General features: G+C 44.8%; 18 protein-coding genes. 13 read left to right on the top strand and 5 right to left on the bottom strand.

From position 1 onward, the window contains the following. Nucleotides 1-78: 78 nt before the first annotated feature. Entirely contained in the window at nt 79-972 is an 894-nt protein-coding gene (locus ACRD67_RS09350) for a DUF72 domain-containing protein (protein ID WP_430966870.1), read from the top strand. Here ACRD67_RS09350 and ACRD67_RS09345 read toward each other — a convergent pair. Together ACRD67_RS09345 and ACRD67_RS09340 are read right to left on the bottom strand one after the other, a co-directional pair. Beyond that, complete coding sequence (locus ACRD67_RS09345; RefSeq protein ID WP_430966869.1) at nt 969-1,826, bottom strand: phosphatidylserine decarboxylase; 858 nt, start codon at nt 1,824-1,826, stop codon at nt 969-971. The two genes, ACRD67_RS09350 and ACRD67_RS09345, sit on opposite strands and share 4 nt — an antisense overlap. Before the next feature lie 6 nt (nt 1,827-1,832). Then, a complete protein-coding gene (locus ACRD67_RS09340; RefSeq protein WP_430966868.1) occupies nt 1,833-2,282 on the bottom strand; it encodes a nuclear transport factor 2 family protein in 450 nt (149 codons plus the stop codon). Between the two features lie 182 nt (nt 2,283-2,464). Between ACRD67_RS09340 and ACRD67_RS09335 the strand changes: the two genes are divergently transcribed. Then, nucleotides 2,465-3,187 carry an alpha/beta hydrolase gene (locus tag ACRD67_RS09335; protein ID WP_430966867.1) on the top strand — a complete coding sequence of 241 codons (723 nt, stop codon included), beginning with the start codon at nt 2,465-2,467 and terminating at the stop codon, nt 3,185-3,187. Nucleotides 3,188-3,234: 47 nt separating this feature from the next. Here ACRD67_RS09335 and ACRD67_RS09330 read toward each other — a convergent pair whose 3' ends face one another. Further along, nucleotides 3,235-4,524 carry a dipeptidase gene (locus ACRD67_RS09330; RefSeq protein ID WP_430966866.1) on the bottom strand — a complete coding sequence of 430 codons (1,290 nt, stop codon included), beginning with the start codon at nt 4,522-4,524 and terminating at the stop codon, nt 3,235-3,237. Between the two features lie 179 nt (nt 4,525-4,703). Here ACRD67_RS09330 and ACRD67_RS09325 point away from each other — a divergent pair, with 179 nt between their 5' ends. Genes ACRD67_RS09325 through ACRD67_RS09300 form a run of 6 tightly spaced genes read left to right on the top strand, consistent with a single transcriptional unit; the run spans nt 4,704 to nt 14,651 of the window. Further along, the gene (locus tag ACRD67_RS09325) at nt 4,704-6,455 is read left to right on the top strand and encodes an ATP-binding protein (RefSeq protein WP_430966865.1); all 1,752 of its coding nucleotides are present in this window, start codon (nt 4,704-4,706) and stop codon (nt 6,453-6,455) included. A 5-nt stretch (nt 6,456-6,460) separates the two neighbouring features. Continuing rightward, a complete protein-coding gene (locus tag ACRD67_RS09320) occupies nt 6,461-6,832 on the top strand; it encodes a response regulator transcription factor (RefSeq protein WP_430966864.1) in 372 nt (123 codons plus the stop codon). 3 nt (nt 6,833-6,835) lie between these two features. After that, entirely contained in the window at nt 6,836-9,604 is a 2,769-nt protein-coding gene (locus ACRD67_RS09315) for a hypothetical protein (RefSeq protein WP_430966863.1), read from the top strand. Then, entirely contained in the window at nt 9,597-11,024 is a 1,428-nt protein-coding gene (locus ACRD67_RS09310) for a glycosyltransferase family 2 protein (protein ID WP_430966862.1), read from the top strand. Before ACRD67_RS09315 ends, ACRD67_RS09310 begins: the two co-directional genes overlap by 8 nt. 4 nt (nt 11,025-11,028) lie before the next feature. Next, entirely contained in the window at nt 11,029-13,413 is a 2,385-nt protein-coding gene (locus ACRD67_RS09305) for a sulfatase-like hydrolase/transferase (RefSeq protein WP_430966861.1), read from the top strand. Further along, on the top strand, nt 13,410-14,651 hold the full coding sequence (locus tag ACRD67_RS09300; RefSeq protein ID WP_430966860.1) for a YaiO family outer membrane beta-barrel protein: 1,242 nt from the start codon (nt 13,410-13,412) through the stop codon (nt 14,649-14,651). Before ACRD67_RS09305 ends, ACRD67_RS09300 begins: the two co-directional genes overlap by 4 nt. Nucleotides 14,652-15,098: 447 nt before the next feature. Here the strand turns inward: ACRD67_RS09300 and ACRD67_RS09295 are convergent, their stop codons facing one another. Next, entirely contained in the window at nt 15,099-15,962 is an 864-nt protein-coding gene (locus ACRD67_RS09295; protein ID WP_430966859.1) for a sigma-70 family RNA polymerase sigma factor, read from the bottom strand. A gap of 222 nt (nt 15,963-16,184) precedes the next feature. Between ACRD67_RS09295 and ACRD67_RS09290 the strand changes: the two genes are divergently transcribed. The 4 genes from ACRD67_RS09290 (at nt 16,185) to ACRD67_RS09275 (ending at nt 20,544) form a co-directional block, all read left to right on the top strand. After that, complete coding sequence (locus tag ACRD67_RS09290) at nt 16,185-16,694, top strand: DUF6155 family protein (RefSeq protein ID WP_430966858.1); 510 nt, start codon at nt 16,185-16,187, stop codon at nt 16,692-16,694. 130 nt (nt 16,695-16,824) lie between these two features. Further along, complete coding sequence (locus tag ACRD67_RS09285; protein ID WP_430966857.1) at nt 16,825-18,336, top strand: DEAD/DEAH box helicase; 1,512 nt, start codon at nt 16,825-16,827, stop codon at nt 18,334-18,336. A 4-nt stretch (nt 18,337-18,340) separates the two neighbouring features. Continuing rightward, nucleotides 18,341-19,603, top strand: a complete 1,263-nt coding sequence (locus ACRD67_RS09280; protein WP_430966856.1) for a glycosyltransferase — start codon at nt 18,341-18,343, stop codon at nt 19,601-19,603. A gap of 98 nt (nt 19,604-19,701) precedes the next feature. Then, nucleotides 19,702-20,544: a 1,4-dihydroxy-2-naphthoyl-CoA synthase gene (locus ACRD67_RS09275; RefSeq protein WP_430966855.1), complete on the top strand. Its 843-nt coding sequence runs from the start codon at nt 19,702-19,704 to the stop codon at nt 20,542-20,544. A gap of 254 nt (nt 20,545-20,798) precedes the next feature. Here ACRD67_RS09275 and ACRD67_RS09270 read toward each other — a convergent pair whose 3' ends face one another. Further along, complete coding sequence (locus tag ACRD67_RS09270) at nt 20,799-22,133, bottom strand: serine hydrolase domain-containing protein (protein WP_430966854.1); 1,335 nt, start codon at nt 22,131-22,133, stop codon at nt 20,799-20,801. Nucleotides 22,134-22,184: 51 nt separating this feature from the next. On the opposite strand from ACRD67_RS09270, the gene ACRD67_RS09265 reads away from it, so the two are divergent. Next, on the top strand, nt 22,185-23,057 hold the full coding sequence (locus ACRD67_RS09265) for a pirin family protein (RefSeq protein ID WP_430966853.1): 873 nt from the start codon (nt 22,185-22,187) through the stop codon (nt 23,055-23,057). Nucleotides 23,058-23,153 lie beyond the last annotated feature (96 nt).

Raw genomic sequence — 23,153 nt, 5'->3', positions numbered from 1 at the left:
CTTTTATTACCTTGTATGGTCCTTGGGGATATTGCGTATCTTTAGGCTCCCTAAGATGATATTGTAAACCCGAAGCCCATGAAATTTGGAAAGGTAGATAATCCAGAATTGATAGATTTTACTTTGCCAGCAGACCATCCGGATACACAAGTGGTACTCTCCAAAGGCAAACAGGAAGAAACTTTGCAAGTGTACATAGGTTGTGCCAAGTGGAACCGCCAGGATTTGAAGAACTTTTATCCCCGCGGAACCAAGGACGAGTTGGCCTATTATGCGTCCCAATTCAATTGCATTGAGTTGAATGCCACCTTTTATCGTATTTTCTCGGCAGAGCAGTATACCAAATGGTATGAGAAAACGCCCGGGCATTTTAAATTCTTCCCCAAAGTAGCCAATGAGATAAGCCATCTTCGCAGATTAAATGATCAAATATATCCTACGGTGGATCGATATTTGGAGGTCACGTCAAATTTAAAGGAGAAGTTGGGAACCATTTTTTTACAGATGCATAACAATTTTGGACCTAAGAATTGGGACCGGGTCGTACGCTTTGTAGAGTACTGGCCCAAGGAATTCCCACTAGCGCTGGAATTTAGGCACACAGATTGGTTCAATGATGTTAAGGTGGCCCAGGAACTGTACCACCTGCTTGAGGAAAATAATATAGCCAACATCCTTGTGGATACCGCCGGCCGTAGGGATATTATGCATATGCGATTAACCAATGGAGAGGCATTTGTCCGCTATGTGGGGGCCAATCATAAAAGTGACTACGATAGGATGGACGACTGGGTGGATCGCCTAAAGCATTGGTACGATCAAGGGCTTCGAAACATTCACTTTTTTGTACATCAGAATTTGGAGCTGGAATCCCCACTCTTATCCGCCTATTTTATTGAAAAAATAAATACTGCATTACCGGTAAACCTGATTATACCGAATACCCTGGTAAAACCCAAAACACTGTTTTAGTAGCTAGCACCGACTTCCACGAAGGTGTTCTTTGAATGGAATTTAGGGTCCAATGGGGCGGCCATACAGCAGGTAGATCCCAAATAGAACAGCGCTACCTCTTGCAGTTTGCCGACCTTATTGCCCAAGGCTATATGTTCGGATAGCTCTATGGTGCCCACAGCTGGGCCACCAACGATCGACATGTACCAGACCCTGCCATCGGCATCGGTAATGTCTATATTGTAGCGTTCATTCCTAAAGGCCGGCAAGGAAGGGTTTTGTTTATAGATCCATGGGCGTAACACCACCAGATCTCCTGGAACATGCTGTATTCGGCTTATGGTACCCTCAATCGGGGAATGGATTCGGTGATAGTTTTTATTGTGCAGAAATACATTGGTAAAACTGTAGTTGTCGGGGATGGTATCTGCCGCAACCCCGAAAATGGTGGTGATATTGCGTTCGTCACATTTGACCTTCACCCTGTCTATATCCCCCACTTTTCCCTCATCGCACAATAGGCCTTCACAAGGCCACACGTACGGACTTTCATTTTTAGGAGGGGTTCTAAACTCACGGATAAAAAAATCTTGAAAACTGTCAAAGCTCTTTTTTCCTTTGGGAGGTTTAAACTTTTCCAAATAGTTCTTGTCTTGGTAGTTTATCTTGATATAGGGTTTAATGATCCATTTGGAATAGGGTTTGTCATAGGTAGATGCATAGGCGGCCGATACCTTTTTTTGTATATGGCTGGGTAGCTTGCCCCACACACTGACGGATAGGAATTGATAAAGATTTGCACGCCATTGGGGAACTTTGAATACGGTAAAATGTGGATCTGAATAATACGATTCCAAGGTAGAGGTCTCCATAGTGGCTTAGTCTATTTTCTTAGTATCCCATAGCACATTGATGATTTTCCATTCCCCGTTAATTTTTGCCACGTGCATATAATCATAAAAATCGTACTGATTGGTGCTCGCCTTAATACTGGCTATGTTGCCATCAATATCCAATATTTTCACATCTACCCGCAAGGGTTGGTCCTTTTTCAGGGCCCATTTTTTCCCGTCCAACTTGGTGAGTGATACGAGTTCGGTATATCCCATGTTCTTTACCAACTGAAAACCTTCGCGTTCCACAATGTGGCGTTTGGCCACTTCGTGGTGCACGGCCCGTTCCATTTGAGGCTGATCACTATTGTAGTAACTCTCCATATAATCTATGGCGGCCTGTTCAATGGCTTGCTCATCGGAGGTCTGTGCGTGAGTAAAGTAGGAGAGGAATAAAAGGAGAAGGGCAAGGAAAAATTTACCTATAGTTTGCATGAGGAGATGGTTTAGGTTTCTTAAATGTATTTTTTTTACCCGCAACCTAAAAGTGAATTAAGAAAATTTTATTGTAAGCTTAACAGTTTTTACCACAAGCTTCTAATTTTGTGTTAAATCGAATACCAAAGCCTATGGGTTCTATGAAATCACTACTTTTATTTTTTAAAGCCCTGGCAGTTATGAAAGTCTTCCTTATTGGTATGTTATTGTTATGTTGTTCGGTACAGTCCCAGCAATCTGTACATTTTAATTCTTCGGACGGTTTGGAAATTAGCTCCGATTATTATGCCAAACAAGGGACATCCACCTTTATCCTTCTATTTCATCAGGCTGGTTGGAGTAGGGGCGAGTACCGCGAAATTGCCCCAAAGTTGAATGCCATGGGATATGCCTGCCTTGCCGTAGACCTACGATCTGGAGGTGCGGTCAACGGCGTGGTTAACGAAACGAACAGAAAGGCTAAAGCCAAGGGAATGGCAACCACTTATAAGGAAGCCTTTAAAGATATTGAAGCAGCTGTCAATTTCGTAAAAACTACCTACAAACCGGAAAAGCTCATTCTTTGGGGAAGCTCGTATTCTTCTGCATTGGTATTAAAATACGCTGGCGATCATCCAACAGCCGTACAGGCTATAGTGTCCTTTGCCCCTGGTGAGTATTTTGGCAGCAAAACCTATATAGCGGATAGCGCAAAGCATATTGAGGTGCCCACTTTTATTACCTCTGCCAAGAACGAGTATAAAAACTGGAAGGCGATCCATGCGGCCATTCCTGGTACCCAAAAGAAAAGCTACCTTCCCGATACTTCGGGCAATCACGGTTCCAGGGCACTATGGGAAAAGTTCAACGATCATAAGGGCTATTGGGAGGCCGTGAGCGAATTTTTAAATACCGTCCCATAGGTTTCCTACAAGAAAAAGCGGGAAGCCCAAAGTTTGGCAACGGAACCTTAATTTTTTTGGAGTTTAATGGCCACTTCCTGCACCTCGTCCAGCACGCGCAAGAGATTACCGCTCCACAATTGTGCTATTTCCGCTTCACTATAACCACGGTTGACCAATTCCAGGGTTACATTAAAAGTTTCGGAGGCGTCTTCCCATCCGGCGATACCGCCACCCCCGTCAAAATCTGAGCTTATGCCCACATGATCGATCCCGATCAATTGCACCATATAATCAATATGATCCACAAAATCGGCTACATCTACCGGAGGCGGAGCATCCTGCCTGGAGGCCAAAAGGGTTTTGGCAATGGCCCTGATCTTGGTGCGGTTTTCCACAAAAGCGGCCTGTTGTTCCTGATCCAACTGGCGAAACTCTGAGCGCTCGTACCAGGGAACCCCCAGAGAATCGGCTACCTGTTGGTGTATACTTTTCATAAAGTCGGCCCTGGCCTCATGCTTCGCTTTGTGCAAATACGAGCTAAAGGCCACCGTCTGTACTACCCCGCCATTCTTTTTCATAAGCATCAATTGCTCGTCATCCAAATTTCGACTGTGATCGCAGAGGGCCCTGGCCGATGAATGTGATGCAATAATCGGTGCTTTTGACAAGGCTACCATCTGTTTCATGGCTTCCTTTGACGGATGGGAAACATCTATCATAATACCCAATCTATTCATCTCGTTTACAGCCCTTTTACCTAAGTCACTTAAACCATTATGCAACCATATGCTGTCCTGTTCCCCCGTGTTGGAATCACAAAATTGACTATGCCCATTGTGGGAAAGGGAAATATAGCGTGCCCCTAGTTTGTAATAGGTTTCAAAATTGGACAGATCCTCTCCGATGGGGTATGCATTTTCTACCCCTATCATTGCGACCTTTTTTCCAGAAGCATCAATTCGGCGTACATCCTCCGAGGTCAGCGCCAATTCAATTTGGTCAGGCGCAAATTCCTCGCAGAGCCGATGTATGGCCTCAAACTTTGCCATGGCATTCTCGGCGGCCCTTTCATACCCTTCCATATGTAGCGAATCCTGACCGGTATAAACGATAAGCCAGGAAACATCCAAGTCGCCTGCATCCATTTTCGGCAGGTTCACCTGAGTATCCAAATTTTGCGTGTAGTTGAGACTATCCGTGAAGTTCTTGACATTAATGTCGTTATGTGTATCCAGGGTAATGACCGCCTGGTGTATGCGCTTCGCTTTTTCGGAATCGCTTTCCCCAGTTGTTTTACCCTCCGGGCCACAGGAAAACAGGGTCAAGATGCAAGAAAATAGGATATAATGCTTCATTTGTCAGAATTTATACCTACAAATAAAGTGCTTTGACAACAAAAACAGAAGCCTAGGTAACATTTAATTGCACAGGCTGGGCGAAAAGAAGAGTTTTAGGGGTATAAAAACCAAACATGTATAGAAAAGTATAGGATTTGCTCCCTACACAAGCCTTTACCTACCAAATCCACTCCCCATTGAAATCCAAAGACCTACTTTCCCATTTATCCGATCTGGAATCGAAGTTATCCGACTTTTCCTTTGAGGAACTGACCACCGATGAAGCTGCCACCCTAAGAAAAACGTTTTTGTCTTTCAGGGCACAGGTAGAGGCACAGGTTTTTGGGGAAAAGACACCAATTACCCTCTACAAAAAGACCCCGGCAAAGGAAACCTCAAACACCGAGGGAATGCTCGTGGCCAACGTAAGTCACGAAATACGAACCCCCTTAAATGGCATTATAGGATTTACCGATCTCCTGAGGGAGAGCAAACTTACCAAGTCACAACTGACCCATGTAAACGCCATTCAATCCGCCTCGCGTACCCTACTGGACATCATCAACGAATTGCTGGAATATTCCAAGTTGTCGGCTGGTCTGGAGCAATTTGAATCGGTACACTTCAATTTTAGCAGCGTTATCCGCGATGTGGCCTATCTCTGCAATACGCTTATTCTGGAAAAAAAAGTGACCCTGGAGGTCAATATAAACCCGGCCATTCCGGAGGTGCTGATCGGAGATCCCTCAAAACTATCACAGATATTGCTAAACCTGATGGGCAATGCGATAAAGTTCGTAGAGCAGGGAGAAATCCATCTGCGCGTGGCTCCCCTAAAAACTACGGAAGGGGAAGTCCTGTTGGAGTTTGAGGTGGCGGATACCGGCATCGGCATTCCCGAGGAAAAATTGGAGCATATTTTTGATTCCTTTAAGCAGGCCGAGTCGGATACTTTTGCCAAATACGGAGGTTCCGGTCTGGGGCTCAGCATCGTAAAGAAAATCATAGAAAACCTCAACGGTACCGTTGAGGTTTCGAGCACCTTGGGGGTAGGTACTACCTTTACGTTTACGCTGCCCTATGGAAAGGGCAAGCAATCCCCAAAACCGAGGAAGAAGAATCTCAAAGCCCCGGAGCAGGAGGCAAAAGCGCAGTTAAAAGGCCTAAGGATATTGGTTTTTGAGGACAACCTTCTGAATCAGCGCCTTATAGAACAGCGTCTAAAAACATGGGGGTGCAAACCCTATATCACCGATAATCCCCATTACGGCCTGAACATCCTTGAAAAAAGCAAATTTGATCTGGTGTTGATGGATTTGAGAATGCCGGTCATGAATGGCTTTGAAGTCACCCAAAAGATACGTAGCCATAAAAGTGGGGCAATAAGGAGCATTCCGATCATAGCACTTACGGCCGACTTTACCGTTAGGGACAAAGAGCAGTGTGCTAAGACCGGTATCAACGACTATATTCTAAAACCCTATGCCCCCGAGGAGCTTATGCAAAAGCTCTTGGATAATAAAAAAGGAATAACTACCCTGAATTCTAAAATGTCCACCAGTGAAACGCAGGAAACCAAGGCGGAGGAACAACATAGTATCATGGACCTATCCGACTTGCTGGAAGACTGTGGAGGGGAACTGGAACTCCTTCAAGAGTTGGTTCGTTTATACAAGCAAAATGCCCTGGAATTCATTGGTAACGTGAAATTGCATCTAAAGAACCAGGACTTCGAAGGACTTGAATTTGCCTCCCATAAGATCAAATCCGGTCTGGCCATGATGCAAACCTATGGTCTTCACAAGATAGCGGTCAAAATACACCAGTGCAGTAAGACCGATCGCGATATGGCCAAGCTTCAAACGCTCTACGACCGTTTTCTTGAAGAATATCCTATCGTGGAAACAGCCATGGAACAAGAATTGAAAAAATTAAAAAGAAACAGCTAAAGCCCATGACAAAGAACAGGATTTTGCTTGCGGAAGATGACGAATTATTGGCCTCCTTGCTGACCTATCGTCTGGAAAAAGGAGGATACGAGGTGAGCTTGGTCCATGATGGTAAGCAGGTAAAGGAATATTTGGGGAGCCACATGCCCGATATTATCGTCAGCGATATCATGATGCCGTATTTTTCCGGTATTGAACTGATCGATTTTGTGCGCAACGAATTAGGGTCGGCTATCCCTATAATCATTATTTCTTCCGCAGGAAACGAGGAAAACGTCTTGAGTGCTTTTGAATTGGGAGCCAATGACTTTATCTCAAAACCGGTGAACATTTCGGAATTATTGATCCGGGTAGGCCGGGAAATAAAGCTCGTATAATTTGTGGATATAGGACTACCTACATATCACCCTAAGTTGCTCATAACAGCGCCAAAGATCCACACGGATCTTTTGTGGGATTTATCCCTTTTGTTTGTTGGCTTGGCAGTGGTCTATTTCCTTTTTGTCTTTTTTTTCCGAAATAAACTTTCCTCCAAAACGAAAGGAATAGCGCTAAAAAAGAAGGAATTAACCCCCATGGTAAGTGAATTTCTCTTTTATGACCCAAACAGCGCAAGGGAAGACCAGGATACCTATATCAATTTAAAAATCGAGATCAGGGAACTGCTTAAGGACCGTTTTAATCGCAAAGTGCTGACCGAGATTCTTATGGACCTACAAAAAGACCTGCTGGGAGACACCCTCTTACGGCTCTTTAAGCTGTACAGGGATTTGGGACTGCAGCATGATGCCTTTGCAAAACTCAAGAGCTGGCGTTGGGAAGTGGTTTCACAGGGCATTTTGGAGCTGACCAAATTACAAGTTCCGGAATCCTATAGTTTTATTACAAAGTTCATCAACGATAAAAGGGGCGTTATACGAAAACAAGCCGAGATTGCTACGGTAACCCTTAGACCGGAAGGCATAAATTACTTTTTGGATACCACTCGCTACAAAATTTCCGAATGGCAGCAGCTAAAACTGTTGGATGTCATCCGGAATTTTGAGGATTACCAACCCCCGAGTTTTAAAGCCTGGTTAACCTCCACGAACCGGGATGTAGTACTGTTTGCCCTTCGTTTGATAAAGTATTATAATCAGAACGATGCCTATGCCTCCATAACCCAGTTGGTGAAGCATAAAAATGATCAGATCAAATCGGAGGCCATAGGTTGTATCAAGGAATTCTACATTTTAGAAGCGCTGGATACCTTAAAAGGGGTTTTTTGGAAATGTCGCACGGATATTAAGCTTTTACTTTTAGATGCTATCGCTACTTTGGGAAAAGAGGAAGACATTCCTTTTTTGCGCTTGGTCGAAAGCAGGGAATCCAATTTTGTGGTCAGGAGCAAGGCGTTGCACGCCATTAATACCATATCTCCCGAAACAATCATGCCCACCCAAGGTATTCAAGAACAATTGGAAAGCGATTCCTGGAGAACCGATGCCCTTGCCTTTGAAATTGAGGAGAGCGATGTACCGGCAGCCCTGGATGCCAAGGATGTTGTCATGGAACAGGAGACAACTGATGAAGCACCCAAAGAAGAGCCATCCAACGCGTCTTCGGAGCATCTTGTTTCGCCAGAAGAAACACCCTTGCCAGTGCCCGCGGAAGAACAAATTTTGCTTTCGCCCGAAGACCTTCTGGAACTCGAAGTAAACGGTGAGGAAATAACCGCGCTCTCCTTGAAACGACCCATGGACGAAATTATCCAGGAATTTGACACACTTCCGGAAGAAACAGAAGACGATCGTATATTGCTCGATTTTGATTTTTTACCCTTGGTGGTACCCAACACTCAGGAGGTAGAGAAAACCCACAGGCCGAAAAACGATGCTGAGAAGGAGCAAGATGTGTTTATGGACTTTAGCGAAGATTCTTGGACCGCGATACAATCCTTAGAGGTATCTTATGAGGAGATACCCAGCGTTGTTGAGGATATAGGGACGGAGCAGGAAACAGACCTAGCCGTACAATCCCTTGAAGTGGTCTATGAAGAAGTGCCCATGACCTACGAAACAGTGGAAATGGTGCCAGAAACACCGGATACCCACACTATCGAGGCTGCAGTGACCGTAGAAGAGGCAGAGGATACTGCAATAGACTTCACCATTGATATCGAGAAGAACGTACGTGCGTTGGACCTGGTCTACGAGGAAATTATTCCCGCCAGGGAAGAGGATCTGGTTGACATAGAAAATGAAAGGGACATTTTTCTCCTGGATTTCTTGCCCCTTGTGGTTGAAAAAGGCGAATCTACCCCTATCGTTTCGGACGCCACGGTATCTCCCTATTCCCAAAGTGTTTTTAAGCAATTGTTCCTGGATAAGGGGCGGTACAGTAAGATACTGTTGCTGGACACTATTGCGGATATCGGTGACGAAAGGGAAATACCATTTCTTGTTGAAATCACGGATAAGGAATCGGATCCTTTTATAAGAGATCGCGCTTTGGAAGTGTTGAACGGAATATCGGAAAGAAATTACCGGGTTATCGATGTACACGGTACGGTGCTTGAAAGCGAGGATTTTAAGGGAAGTAGCATTTTCAGACAGTTGTTCTGGTCAGGGGATACCCCTTCCAAGCTAATGTTACTGGAAGAAATTGAGCAGTTGGGAGACCAGAAGGAAATCAATTTTCTAAAAACCCTCGAGAATTTTCCGGTACGTGAAATACGGGAAAGAGCGAAAAGGGTGCGGACAATACTCCAGGCCCAACAAGAGGAAATGAGCGGTACGGAGGCCGAATCTGGAGCCCAGCGGGCGTCCAGGACATCTTCCTTGGCCGAAGGGATTTCCGAAATTGCATTTGAACTGCAGTCCATGCCCGATGCCAGGAAAAAAGAACCGGGTTTTCAAAACAGTAGGGGCCATATGCCACTTGACTTCTGTTTTCTACTGGATGAGTTGAACATAAAACCCTCCAAAGCCTTTAGCGTTATGGATGTAGACTTTGCCCTTACCCATGAGTTCTATAAACGGCAGATGGAGGAAGAACAGGAAAGTGGAAAAGAAGGTGTAAAAAACCTGCAAAAGGAAAATGGTGAGGATTCCCTGTGGGATATCTTGCTTGCATTTCCCATAAAAATCATGGAAAAATTCAATGGATAACGGAATTTTCAATATCGTGCTTGAGTACATAAATATCATTTTCCTGGTATTTACCGTAATCCTTTTTACCATGTTTACCTTCATGGGGTACCTTTCTACCCGAAGTTCCATCCACTATAAGAACAAAAACAGTTTTGGGGACCTTTCCAAGATCATGGCCTCGCCCTTGGCCCCGAGCATTACCATTATAGCACCAGCCTACAATGAGGGCATGACCATTGTGGAGAACATACGTTCCCTAATGTCCCTACGATATGTAAACTACGAGGTAATGGTGGTAAACGATGGGAGTAAGGACGATACCTTGGAGAAAATGATTGAGGCTTATGACCTGGTAAAAATTGAACGGAAAATCGATCCCAATTGGAAATCCAAGCCCATACGGGGCATATACAAATCAAAGCATTCATCCTTTTCCAAACTTACGGTGATCGACAAGGAAAACGGCGGTAAATCCGATGCCCTGAACACTGGGATCCAGTTGTCCGAGAACAAATATGTGGGGTGTATTGACGTAGACTGTTTATTGTTGCCCGATGCCCTACTGCATGTGGTCAAATCCTTTTATCAACGATCAAAAAAACGCGTTGTTGCGGTAGGAGGGGTCATCCGTATTGCCAACTCCTGTAAGATTGCAGGGGGTAGGTTGGAAGAAATTCGCTTACCTAAAAATTGGTTGGCCAAATTTCAACTTTTGGAATATACGCGTTCCTTTATTTTGGGGAGAATGGCCTGGGGGCGCATAGATAGCCTTTTGATCATCTCCGGGGCTTTTGGATTTTTTGACCGCGAAATAGCCTTGGCCGTGGGTGGGTATGATACCAATACGGTAGGGGAGGATATGGAAATCGTGTTTAAGATGAGGCGGTACATGCACGAGCGAAAGTTGCCCTATACCGTAGAGTATATTCCGGACCCGCTCTGTTGGACGGAGGTGCCCGAGGACCTGAAGATATTGATCAACCAAAGGGACCGATGGTCCAGGGGCAACTTGGAAACCCTTTACAAGCACAAGGACATGTTCCTGAACCCAAAATTTGGGAGATTGGGCATGCTCAGCTATCCCTATTGGTTCTTTTATGAGTGGTTCGCGCCCATATTGGAGTTCGTCGGTTTTTTCTCGATCCTGCTCTTTTACTATTTGGGTATCCTGAACTGGGAGTTCTTTGTGGCCATTACTTGTACGGTCTATACTTTTTCGGTAATGTTCTCCTTTTATGCCATTTTGTGGGACGTGTATTCCTATAACGAGTATAAAAAGACAAAGGATATTCTAACCCTAATGTTCTGTGCGATCATTGAGCCTATCGTTTTTCACCCTATTGTGGTTTGGGCAGCGGTAAGGGGCAACTATAAAAAACTGTTTAAGGTAAAATCGGGCTGGGGATCCCAGGTTAGAAAAGGTTTTGCAAAAGCATAACAGGATGCAGGTAGAAAAACAAGCACATAAGCGTTTGGAAAAGAAGACCCTTAGGGACTTTATCCGGTTGGTCTTTGCCTTTTTCTTTTCCCTGGCCGTACTGTCTGTCTATCAACAACTCAGACTGTATTCCAATGGGGTGCTCGATAGCTTTTTGAACAAAAGCCTATTGTTGCTATGGCTTCACCAGCTGGGTTTTACTGCGGTAATCTCCCTAGTTCTGGCCTTTCTGTTCAACTTTGTAGAGGGGAGGAAGGCCAAATTTGGATTCAGGCTTGTTGGGGGTATCTTGCTCCTTTCACTGGTCCTGGAGACCCTTCTAATCGAGTACTATGTCCGGAACTATGAAATTTTGGGGGCGGATATTTTAGGTACCTCCAGCGCAGGGCAGGTAGGCCCATACCTATTGATTGCCCTTGTGGCCTTGTTGGCGCTGCTACCATTGTTCTATCTCTTTTATCGGATAAGCAAATCCTTCTACCATGTTATAAGCAGTATGTACCCGTTTACCATCGTACTTTTTGGCTTGTTCCTGGCTACGCTGACCTCCAATAGGAGGCCGATCAACGAAAATAAAATCCAGCATTTGGCGGGTAGCATCGCCTCCAATTTGTTCGATTTCAATAAATATGAGGGGGCGGTCGAATATCCCTTGCTGAAACCCCATGTCCAAAAGGATGTTTTGGGAAAATACCTGGAGCTTCCGAATGAAAAGCCAAATATCGTAATTCTGGTCATGGAAGGAATCGGCTCCGATTTTGTTGGACCTAAGGCTAGATACCCTGGTTTCACTGCCTTTTTGGATTCTATGGCCACCCAATCTTTGTATTGGAGCAATTATGTGAGCAATACAGGGGAAAGCGCTGCCGCCATTCCTACCCTAATAGGCTCCCTGCCCTTTGGCAGGAACGGGTTTACCTATGCGGAACGATCACCTGGCAGGAATACGCTTTTCAGCATCCTTAAAAAAAATGGATATACCACTACCTTTAATTATGGTGGGAATAGCGCCCTACAGCACTTGGACCGTTTTGTGGACGAGGAACGGGTAGATTTTGTCGTGGATAAAAATGGTTTTGGCGACAAGTACAGCCTTATGGACAAGGATGCAGCGGGTATTTCCCTGGGGTATCCCGATCAAGCACTTTTCAAAAAGTGGAATGCCGAACGGATATTGGACAACAAACCCAGGCTCGATGTTTTTTTAACCTTGAGCACTAAAAAGCCTTATTTAATACCCAATCGGGGACATTATATTGCTCAGGTCGAGAAACATATGGCACAGACCCCATTGCCAAAGCGGTCTAAAAAACTGATTACAAAGAACAAGGAGATGTTTGCCAGCTTAATTTATGCCGATGAGGCCCTGAAAACGTTCTTTAAGGACTTCAGCCGTCACGCTGACTATGCCAATACCATTTTTATAATCACAGGTAGCCACAACAGTACAGATTTGCCCCAAGTGGACGATCTGGGACGTTACCGGGCACCGCTTATGATCTATAGCCCTTTGTTAAAAGCGCCAAAAACTGTAAACTCCCTGGCATCACATGCCGATGTACTGCCTTCCGTGGTAGCCCTTTTACACGAAAAATACGATCTTAAGTTTCCTGATAGGGAAGCCTGGTTGGGTGAAAGCCTAATCTCGGAAAACGTCTTTGATTCCAGCAAGGCCATCCCCTTATTCAGGGGCCAGAACAATATTCAAGACTACATATACGGAAAACACCTGTTGTCCCGTGGCACCTTGTACGGGCTAACCACGGAATTGGCGTTGAGCGAGGTGGACGATACGGGCATAAAAAAAGATCTCGCCGAACAATTCAAGTCCTTTAGGGCAATCAACACCTACGTAGTGGAAAACAACAAGTTGATGCCGGACTCCCTTAACCTCTTTAAAAGAGCGACAATGGAATTTGCCAAAGAAGATATGGTCTGGATCAATAGCGTATTCAACGGGAACGATTTTGATAAAGCCTATGCTTCCGCTCGGAAATTGGCATTGAACCATGAAAACGATAGGGCTTTGCTACTTTGCCATTATATTTTGGCCAAGGTACCCGGACATGCGGACACACAGATATTGATGGGCAGAATACATGCTTGGCAGGGCAAATACGATATCGCCATCGAAATTTTAAAGGAAGCCATACGAAAATACCCTACGTATGCCGATGGCTATGCAGCCCTGCTGGATGTCTATTTCTGGTCTGATCAGGATACGGAAGCCATGATTTTGGTAGAGGTCATTGAACGCAATGAAATAAAAAGCAAGGAGGTGGCCAAAAAAATAGCTAGGGCCTACACCCGCCTCAAATCCAATCCCGAAAACGATCTGAATACCTTGCGCAACCCACAAAATATTGAAAACTATTTAGCATCCCTATGATGATGAACCTAAAAAACCTGTATTTTCTTGTGATACTCTGCGGATGGTCCTTGGGCCTTGGTGCGCAGGGAACCACGTATACCGGAGATCCGGATGTATCCTATTACAATGCAAGGAACCTCGCCTTTAACGACCAGCGTACCCAGGCAAGGGATACCTTACAGCGAATCCTCAGCAAATACCCCGAGTATGCCGATGTCAGGGAATTGTTGGGAAAGACCTATAGTTGGGATGGTCGTTATGATGAGGCGCGTAGACATTTCAACAAGATCACTTCCGTGGAGCGGAAAAACAAGGCGGTATGGATAGCGGCCATTAAGAACGAAATTTACGCGAAAAACTATCCCATCGCACTGGGACTGGCCAATAAAGCACTGATTTACATAGAAAATGACACCGATATTTTGAACTTGCGTACCAAAGTAATGGACTTGCTGGGAGCAAAAAAAGACAGCGCAAATGAGGAGGGAACAGCTCCGCCAAAAGATTCGTTGGAGGCTAAGGTTCTTAAAAATAGGGTGGGCGTCATCAATTCCTTCGAAATTTTTGATGTGGTATATGAACCCATGTTCTATTCCAGCGTGGAATACAGACGGGAGACCGATGCAGGAAGTATTATTCCGCGAATTAACTATGCCAACAGATTCGAGACCCATGGGATACAATACGAAATGGATTTTTATCCCAAAATATCAAAGCGGTTCTATGGGTATCTGAACTACGGATTTTCGCAGGCCGATATATTTCCGGACCATAGGGCAGGAGCAGAGCTATATGCCAACCTGCCCAAAAATCTGGAAGCTTCGCTCGGAATGCGGTATCTAGATTTTAGCACGAGTAACGCAACTGTGTTAACGGGATCGATAGGGCATTACATGGGAAACTACTATTTTTCATTACGGCCCTATGTTACCCCAAGATCTGATGGACCAACCAGTTTTTCCGGTAGTTTGCTGGTCCGAAAATACCTTCGGGACGGCGAAAATTATTTGGGTCTAAACGCTATCTACGGCAACGCCCCTGAACTGAAACAATTATTGGTCAACGATGTATTGCTCTCTGAGAGCCTGCTGTACATAGAATCACAGCGCTTGGAATTGGAATACCAATTTACGGCCAAGGACCGACCCAACCTGTACAGGGCCAACTTGGGCCTGACCCGACAGGAGCTTGTATTTGAACCAGGGAAGTTTTTTTGGGCGATTTCTGCCGGAATCAACTATCAAGTGAAGTTCTAAAACCCACTTTAGCCATTAAATTAGGCACGTTTACAACAAAAAACGGCAGATACACCACAATTTGTTGCTTAGCCCCCTTGTAATATATATGTTTACTGTATAATTATTGAATCCCAAATCTCAATAATAAACAAAAACCCAGGCTTACCATGTTATACGATACCTACGGGGAGGAATACCTTACGTTTCTCCGAGATTTAAATGAAATTTTAAGTTTAAATGAATTAGCTGAGCTGGACTATTTATAGTCCGGCCAGCTTTTCCCCCAAATCTTTGAATTATGGCAAATCAAAATCAAGACAACTCCGCATATTTGAATTTCATTGAGGATCTGAATGAAATTCTAGTAGATTATGATATCAGCAAATTAAATTATTCCTAATTGTTATTCCTTAATACCGCGATAAGAAAGGAGTCCGTAAGGGGCTCCTTTTTTTTTGCCCTCTCCTAGCCCAAATAGGTCTTTAAAAGCTTGCTTCTAGAATTATGCCTCAACTTGCGTATCGCCTTTTCCCGGATTTGCCGCACACGTTCCCGGGTCAGGTCAAAGGTCTGCCCAATTTCGGCCAAGGTCATGGATTGTTGGTCCCCGATGCCATAATAGAGCTTCACCACATCGGCCTCCCTGGGCGATAATGTTTCCAAGGCCCTGTTTATTTCGGTATTTAGGGATTGTTGCATTAGTATCTTATCCGGTTTGGGGGATTCCCCGGCCCGAAGTACGTCATAGAGGTTGGAATCTTCCCCCTCCCTCAATGGGGCATCCATGGAAACATGTCGGCCCGAATTCTTTAGGGACTGTTTTACCTCACTTACACTCATTTCCAATTCCTTGGCAATTTCATCTACTGAAGGTGGGCGTTCATGGGCCTGTTCCAAATAGGAAAAAGTCTTCTTTATCTTGTTTATTGAACCTATTTTGTTCAAAGGCAATCGAACTACCCTAGACTGCTCGGCCAGTGCCTGTAAAATAGATTGGCGAATCCACCAAACGGCGTAGGAGATAAACTTAAAGCCCCGGGTCTCATCAAAACGCTTGGCGGCCTTCACCAGCCCAACGTTGCCCTCATTGATTAAATCGGGTAATTTCAGCCCCTGGTTCTGGTATTGTTTGGCCACGGAGACCACAAACCTCAAATTGGCATTGGTCAATTTTTCCAGGGCTGCCTGGTCACCATTCCGTATTTTTTGTGCCAACTCCACTTCTTCATTTGCCGTAATCAATTCTATTTTACTGATATCCTGCAAGTACTTGTCCAACGACTTTGATTCCCTATTGGTTACCTGCTTGATAATCTTTAATTGCCTCATATATGTCTTCTAAATTTACTGGGTTCTATAAACTTTCATAATACACCTTTATAATGGATTATCCAAACAAGATTCCATTTACTTATACCGATTTTATTAAGAGCTTTCTTTTTTAAAATACCCCTTGTTTTGCCCAAACTGTAAATTACTTATGCTATTTTTGAACCGGACCGGAAAGCCATTTTTGCTGCAAAACACTTCCGGCAATCACTTGGGAAGGACATGGGCAAACGGGCATTGAAGAAATATTTGGAAGGGTTGGAAAGGGAAGGGCTTTCGGAACAGCTGCTAGACCTGTATAATCGCTTTCCGGTGGTTAAGGAATATTACGATTTTGTGTTTGATCCCAAAGAGGAAAAAAGGATACAGGAAGCCAAAGTCAGAATATCCAATGAGTATTTCCCGGTAAAGCGAAGAAAACCCAAGGCCCGAAGGTCCGTGGCGCAAAAATTCATTAAACACTTTATTACCTTGGGCGTGGCTTCGCATATGGTGGCCGATCTGATGCTGTACAACCTTGAGGTGGCACAGGCCTTTGCCGGAGATCGCAAAGTTCCTGATGCCTTTTACCGAAGCATGCTCAATTCTTTTTCCCAAGCCGTACAATATATCTCTCTCAATGGGCTTCTGCCCGATTTTAAGGACCGTGTCCGAATCATTTATGAAACCGTCCAAGAGCAAGAATGGCTTTTTCAAGAGGGTTTTTCCCGAGCGTTGGACATTTTGGATTAATTGGCCGTTAAATTTTAGATTTCGTCCTTAATATTTCGTTTACGCATAAAAAACTTCTAGTTTTGCAAAATTGGAGTTACGGAAATTGCTCCTTGGGACGGAAAATAAACAAAAACTTGCCTATACACCTTTGGAAATACAAACCCATAAGATAGAAAAGACACTTTATGATTATCAGTTAGAAGATCTCAATAAGATCTTCAGCCATTTGAAAACCGCCCCGAGCGATCAGAACCTGTTGTATCAATTGCCTACCGGCGGGGGTAAAACGGTTGTTTTTTCAGAGATTGTCCGTAGGTATATCACAGAGACCAAAAAAAAGGTGGTCGTCCTTACCCATAGAATAGAACTGAGTTCCCAGACCTCAAAGATGCTGCACGGTTTTGGAGTAAATAATAAGATTATCAGCAGTGATGTCAAGGAACTACAGGACCAAGATGAGTTCATGTGTTTTGTGGCCATGGTAGAAACGCTGAACAATAGGCTTCAGGAAGATAAAATTGAGATCAACAATATTGGTCTGGTCATCATTGATGAGGCCCACTACAATTCCTTCAGAAAACTTTTTAAATATTTTGAGAAGTCCATTATTCTAGGAGTTACCGCCACTCCCTTAAGCTCAAATATTAAACTTCCCATGAAGGATAATTACCAGAAACTGATCGTTGGGGAGTCTATTTCCTCCCTCATCGAAAAAAAGTTTTTGGCACGGGCAAACATGTATAGCTATGATGTTAGTCTGCGTAGCCTAAAGCTTGGCATCAGTGGGGATTATACGGTTAAATCCTCCGATGAGCTCTATGGGAACCAGAACATGCTGGGAAAACTCCTGTCCGGCTACGAAGAGGTTGCAAAGGGAACAAAAACCCTGATATTCAACAATGGTATCAATACCTCTAGGTACGTTTATGAAACCTTTAAAAAAGCGGGCTACAATATTCGGCACTTGGACAATAAGAACAATGCCTCGGAAAGGCGGGAGATATTACGGTGGTTTTCGGAGACCCCGGATGCCATACTGACCTCCGTAAGTATTTTGACGACCGGTTTTGACGAACCTACCGTGGAGACCATCATGTTGAACCGGGCAACACGTTCCCTGACACTGTATTTTCAAATGATTGGTAGAGGCTCCAGGGTGTTGCCCAACAAGAACGATTTTACGGTAATCGATCTGGGGAACAATATGGCAAGATTCGGTATGTGGGATGCTCCGGTAGATTGGCAGGAAATCTTTCATTTCCCTGATTTCTTTCTGGAGAACATCAAAAATGATGAGGAAATTGAACGCGATTTTGTCTATGAAATGCCGCCAGAACTCAAGGCGATGTTCGGGAAGTCGGATTGTATCGAATTTGATATCAAGGAAGAGTACAAAAAGGTGTTTGCCAAGGGCTTAAAATCAAAAACCGTCCTGGAACGCAGTATTGAACAGCACGCTCAGATATGTGTTGAAAACAGCGATGATGTATTCGATGCCCGTATCCTGGCTAAACAGCTCAAGGAAGAAATTGCCTATAGGGTACGCCAATATTCGTACTGTATCATGAACAATACCAAAAACTACAAGGAATGGCTGGAGGAAGATTACGAACGTAAACTTCGTCTGAACATTTCCCAAAAGTTTGCGGCCAAGATGTAACATTTTGGAAACCATCAGTAACAAGCTTCTTATCATTGGTTTTGTTTGGCCAGAACCGAATTCCACCGCCGCGGGAAGCAGGATGTTACAACTTATCCATTTTTTTATCGCCCAGGGCTATGAGCTTACCTTTGCCAGTACGGCTACCAAAAATGAACACTCCGTGAATTTAAGTGACCTTGGGGTCAAGGAGCGGTCTATCCGTCTTAACCACGATAGTTTTGACGATTTTATAAAGGAACTTGCGCCACAAATTGTGCTTTTTGACCGTTTTATGGTTGAGGAGCAATTTGGATGGCGGGTAGCGGAATACCTTCCAAAGGCCCTACGGATTCTGGATACGGAGGACATTCATTCACTTCGCACAAGTAGGGAGACCCAATTTAAGGCAGGACTCCCCTTTTCCGAAAGGGATTGGATGCACAGTGATATGGCCAAACGGGAAATAGCCAGTATTTACAGATCGGATCTATCGTTGATCATTTCTTCCCACGAAATGGAATTGCTCCAAAAAACGGCTAAAATAGACACCAACCTGCTGCTTCATCTTCCCTTTATGATAACCAACCTGAACGAGGAACAAACGACGAATTGGCTCCCTTTTGAGCCTCGTAAGGATTTTATTTGTATTGGTAGTGGACGGCATGCTCCAAACATTGATGCGGTAGTATGGCTCAAAAATGAGATTTGGCCCTTGATCAGGGCCCAACTACCAAAGGCCGATCTACGGATATACGGGTCCTATTTGCCCGAAAGCATTACCCAACTGCACCGACCAGCAGATGGATTTTATGTTATGGGAAGGGCCAAGGACGCCATGCAGGTCATGGCCAACGCAAAGATAAGTCTGGCTCCCTTGCGATTTGGCGCCGGAATTAAGGGAAAGTTGGCAGAATCCATGTTAGTCGGCACCCCTAATGTAACGACTAGCATAGGTGCAGAAGGGATGTGCGAACAGTTTCATTGGAATGGGAAAATTGAAAATGACCCAACTTACTTTGCCAATGCCGCCGTACAACTGTATCAGGACCGAAAATTGTGGGAACAGGCGCAAAAAAATGGCACCACCATTATCAATCAGTGTTATGACAAGGCTTTGCTAGAGGACCGATTGGGCCGAAAAATTGAGAAATTACTTCGTAATTTAGATACCCATAGGGATAAAAATTTGATTGGGACCCTTCTTTTGCACCATACCATGGCAAGCACAAAATATATGGCCAAATGGATCGGTGCTAAAAACAGGGCAGAAGGGTCGGAAGGCTGATCTGCATATCGCGTCTACGGTACCCAATTGGAGGGAAAAACCAGTTTCATGGATGCCTTGGAAATACTATCTTTAACAATCGATAATCAGGACATAGGATGAAAGAAATACATTGGAAAACAGCTAAAACCTTTGAGGATATTACCTATAAAAAATGCAATGGGGTTGCCCGAATCGCCTTTAACAGGCCCAATGTTCGCAATGCCTTTAGGCCTAAGACCACCAGCGAACTGTACCAGGCATTCTACGATGCACAGGAAGATACTTCCATTGGTGTGGTCTTATTATCCGCCGAAGGGCCTTCCACCAAAGATGGGATCTATTCCTTTTGCAGCGGTGGCGACCAAAAAGCTAGGGGACATCAAGGATATGTTGGGGAAGATGGGATGCACCGATTGAACATCCTGGAGGTGCAACGTCTGATCCGTTTTATGCCCAAGGTAGTCATTGCAGTGGTCCCGGGATGGGCCGTTGGCGGCGGACATAGTCTGCACGTGGTCTGCGATCTTACCTTGGCCAGCAAGGAACACGCCCTCTTTAAACAGACCGATGCCGATGTTACTAGTTTTGATGGTGGCTATGGATCCGCTTACCTGGCTAAAATGGTGGGGCAGAAAAAGGCCAGGGAAATTTTCTTTTTGGGCAGAAGCTACACCGCTCAGGCGGCCTATGAAATGGGTATGGTCAATGCAGTGATACCACATGAAGAACTGGAAATTACCGCTTATGAATGGGCCCAAGAGATTCTGGCCAAATCCCCAACCTCCATAAAGATGTTAAAATTTGCCATGAACCTTACCGATGACGGTATGGTGGGGCAACAGGTATTTGCGGGAGAAGCTACCCGTTTGGCGTATATGACGGATGAGGCCAAGGAGGGAAGAAATGCGTTTTTGGAAAAACGCAGGCCAGATTTTGGCGAAAACAAGTGGATTCCTTAAAACAAGGGGGCATGGGGAGCTGCAAGCAGGGGTGTTCAACTAAAAAGAGCCCTACCTTTTACGATAAGACTCTTTTACGAGAACACTATATGAAAATGAAAAAATTAACTCCTTATTTAATTACACTACTAAAGTACCACCGACTCCTTGAAAAAAGAAATTATTGTTGTGAACCACTGTAGTTTTGTGGTCTGGTATGCTAATTTTGATATTTGTAGGAAAATCAAGGTTTTTTACCCTGCGAAATCGGTATTTTAACGAAGGGCGGCTACAATCCCCGCCAAAAATCCGTTTGCATCAAATTTCGGAGATTCCGCGAGTCCTGTACGGACCACGACCAGATCTTTGGATGGAATGATAAACACGTGCTGGCCTTGATAACCATTGGCAGAGAACAGGTCGCGGGGCACATCGGGATACTTACCACCAGCATTGAGCCAAAAGTGGGCCCCGTACGCATCATCGGAGTGCTCAGTAGGTTTTTGGATGTAATCTACCCAGGATGGGTCAAAGATCTGCTCCCCGTTCCAATTGCCCCTGTTTAAATAGAGCAGTCCAAATTTTGCCCAATCGCGCGTGCTTGCCCAACCATAGGAGGAGCCTACAAAATTCCCGCTCAAATCGGTTTCGATCAACATGGAGTGCATACCAATTTTATCAATAAGCACTTCATAGGGAAAATCCAGGTATTCCTGGTAGTTGTTAAATTGCTTGCGCAAAATCCCAGATAACATATTGGACGTACCTGAGGAGTAGTTCCATACCTCTGTTGGTGCCGCGATCATTTCGGTATTTTCCTGTGGTTTGGTCATATCGGCAGCCAGGAACAGCATCAGGGTAACATCCGAAATTTTGGTGTAATCCTCTTCCCAGGCAAGACCACTTTGCATCCGCAATAAATGGTTCAGGGTAATGGACGCCTTGGAAGCCTCCTCCGAGTTGTGGAAAGGCCTGTATTGGTGCACATTAATCCCTCCCCGATACTCCAAGATTCCATATAGAGTGGCCAGAACGCTTTTGGTCATGGACCAACCCAGGATGGGCGTATCCTTGTTGAAGCCTTCAACGTAACGCTCCGCAATGATCTGTCCCTTATGCAACACCAGCACAGTGCGGGTCTTCTGCTTGTCCGGAAGGGCAAAGGCATCATCCAAGGCTTCCTTCAGTTTGGCATAATCCACATTTTCAAGGAGGGTATCCCTGGGATCCTTATCCCCGTAGGGAAACGCGACATTACGCTGCACGCGTTGCCTGTTGGGCTTAGGATAGTTTTCCTTTATCTCATAGTCCTCGAGAACCAGCGCACAGCCCAGTCCATCCCTACAGATAGCTTGGCGTTCCATCAGACCGAATACCGAGGCTGAAACAGTTTCTGAACTTTCATCATAGACTGTCTCCGCCATTTTTATAAGCGGTACCCTGTTATCGTTTTCGTTCACGGAATGCTCCGTGCGTTGGGCAATGTAAAGAGTAGAGGCCATGTTCTTGGCAGCATAGCCCGAAATAATGTTGAGCTTGGAATAATTGAAAAAGGCCACTCCTATGACAAACAAGATAAGGAGGGCGAGAACGCGTTTAAAGGTTTTCATTAACTGGGGGATTATTGTACATTTAAGCAACGAATATAACCATTTGTATTTATGTCCAATATTGGTTTGATCATTGAGGAGCGCAGTAGGGACATCGGGGATTTTCTTGTAGGCAGGTTAATTCCCTTCCGCAAAAAGCGCATGATCGGTCCTTTTATTTTTATAGATCATATGGGGCCCACCGAGTTGGGACCCGGTCGGTACATGGATGTGGATCAACATCCCCATATAGGACTGGCAACCCTTACCTATCTGCTAGAGGGGGAACTCATGCACGAGGATAGTATAGGAACCCAACAACGCATTCGCCCGGGCTCTGTAAACTGGATGGTCGCCGGCAAGGGCGTCTCGCATACGGAAAGGACCCCGGCCGATCTTAGGAACGGGAACAGTTTTACTGCCCATGGATACCAAATATGGGTTGCCCTACCGAGTCATTTGGAGGATATGGCCCCTGAATTTCATCATATTCCCGCCAAGGATCTGCCACAATGGACCGATGGCAATGCTCATTTTACCCTGGTAGCGGGGGAAGGATACGGAAAAAGGTCGCCCGTGCCCGTACATTCGCCCTTGTTTATGATCCAAATTAAGACAATAGGGGAATATCGGTTGGAAACCAAAGGGCATCTGAAGGGCGAAATAGGTATTTGTGTGGTAACCGGCACACTCGAAGCCTGTGGGGAGGTTGTGGAAAAAGGTAATATTGTGGTTTCCAAAGTGTCGGATTCCTGTAATACCGTACTAAGGCCAGATACCCATGTATTGCTTTTTGGAGGTGAGGCCTTCCCGGAAGAACGGCATATTTACTGGAATTTTGTTTCCTCCGATAAATCAAAGATCCAGCTGGCGAAGCAGCAATGGCAGGAGCGGACCTTTCCTATGATGTCCGGGGACCATAGCTATGTACCCCTGCCGAAATAAGCTTTTTTGATGTATTCTGTGCCCTTAGGTCGGTTTTAAGGTCATTTATGTTCCATTATTTGTCAAGGATGGCTATCTTCCAATGTGAATTGCCAA

Origin of the sequence: Eudoraea algarum (genome assembly GCF_050589645.1) — a bacterium.
Lineage (GTDB): Bacteria > Bacteroidota > Bacteroidia > Flavobacteriales > Flavobacteriaceae > JBNGOQ01.
The sequence above is the reverse complement of the archived record's forward strand: the minus strand, read 5'-3'. Positions and strand labels throughout refer to the sequence as shown.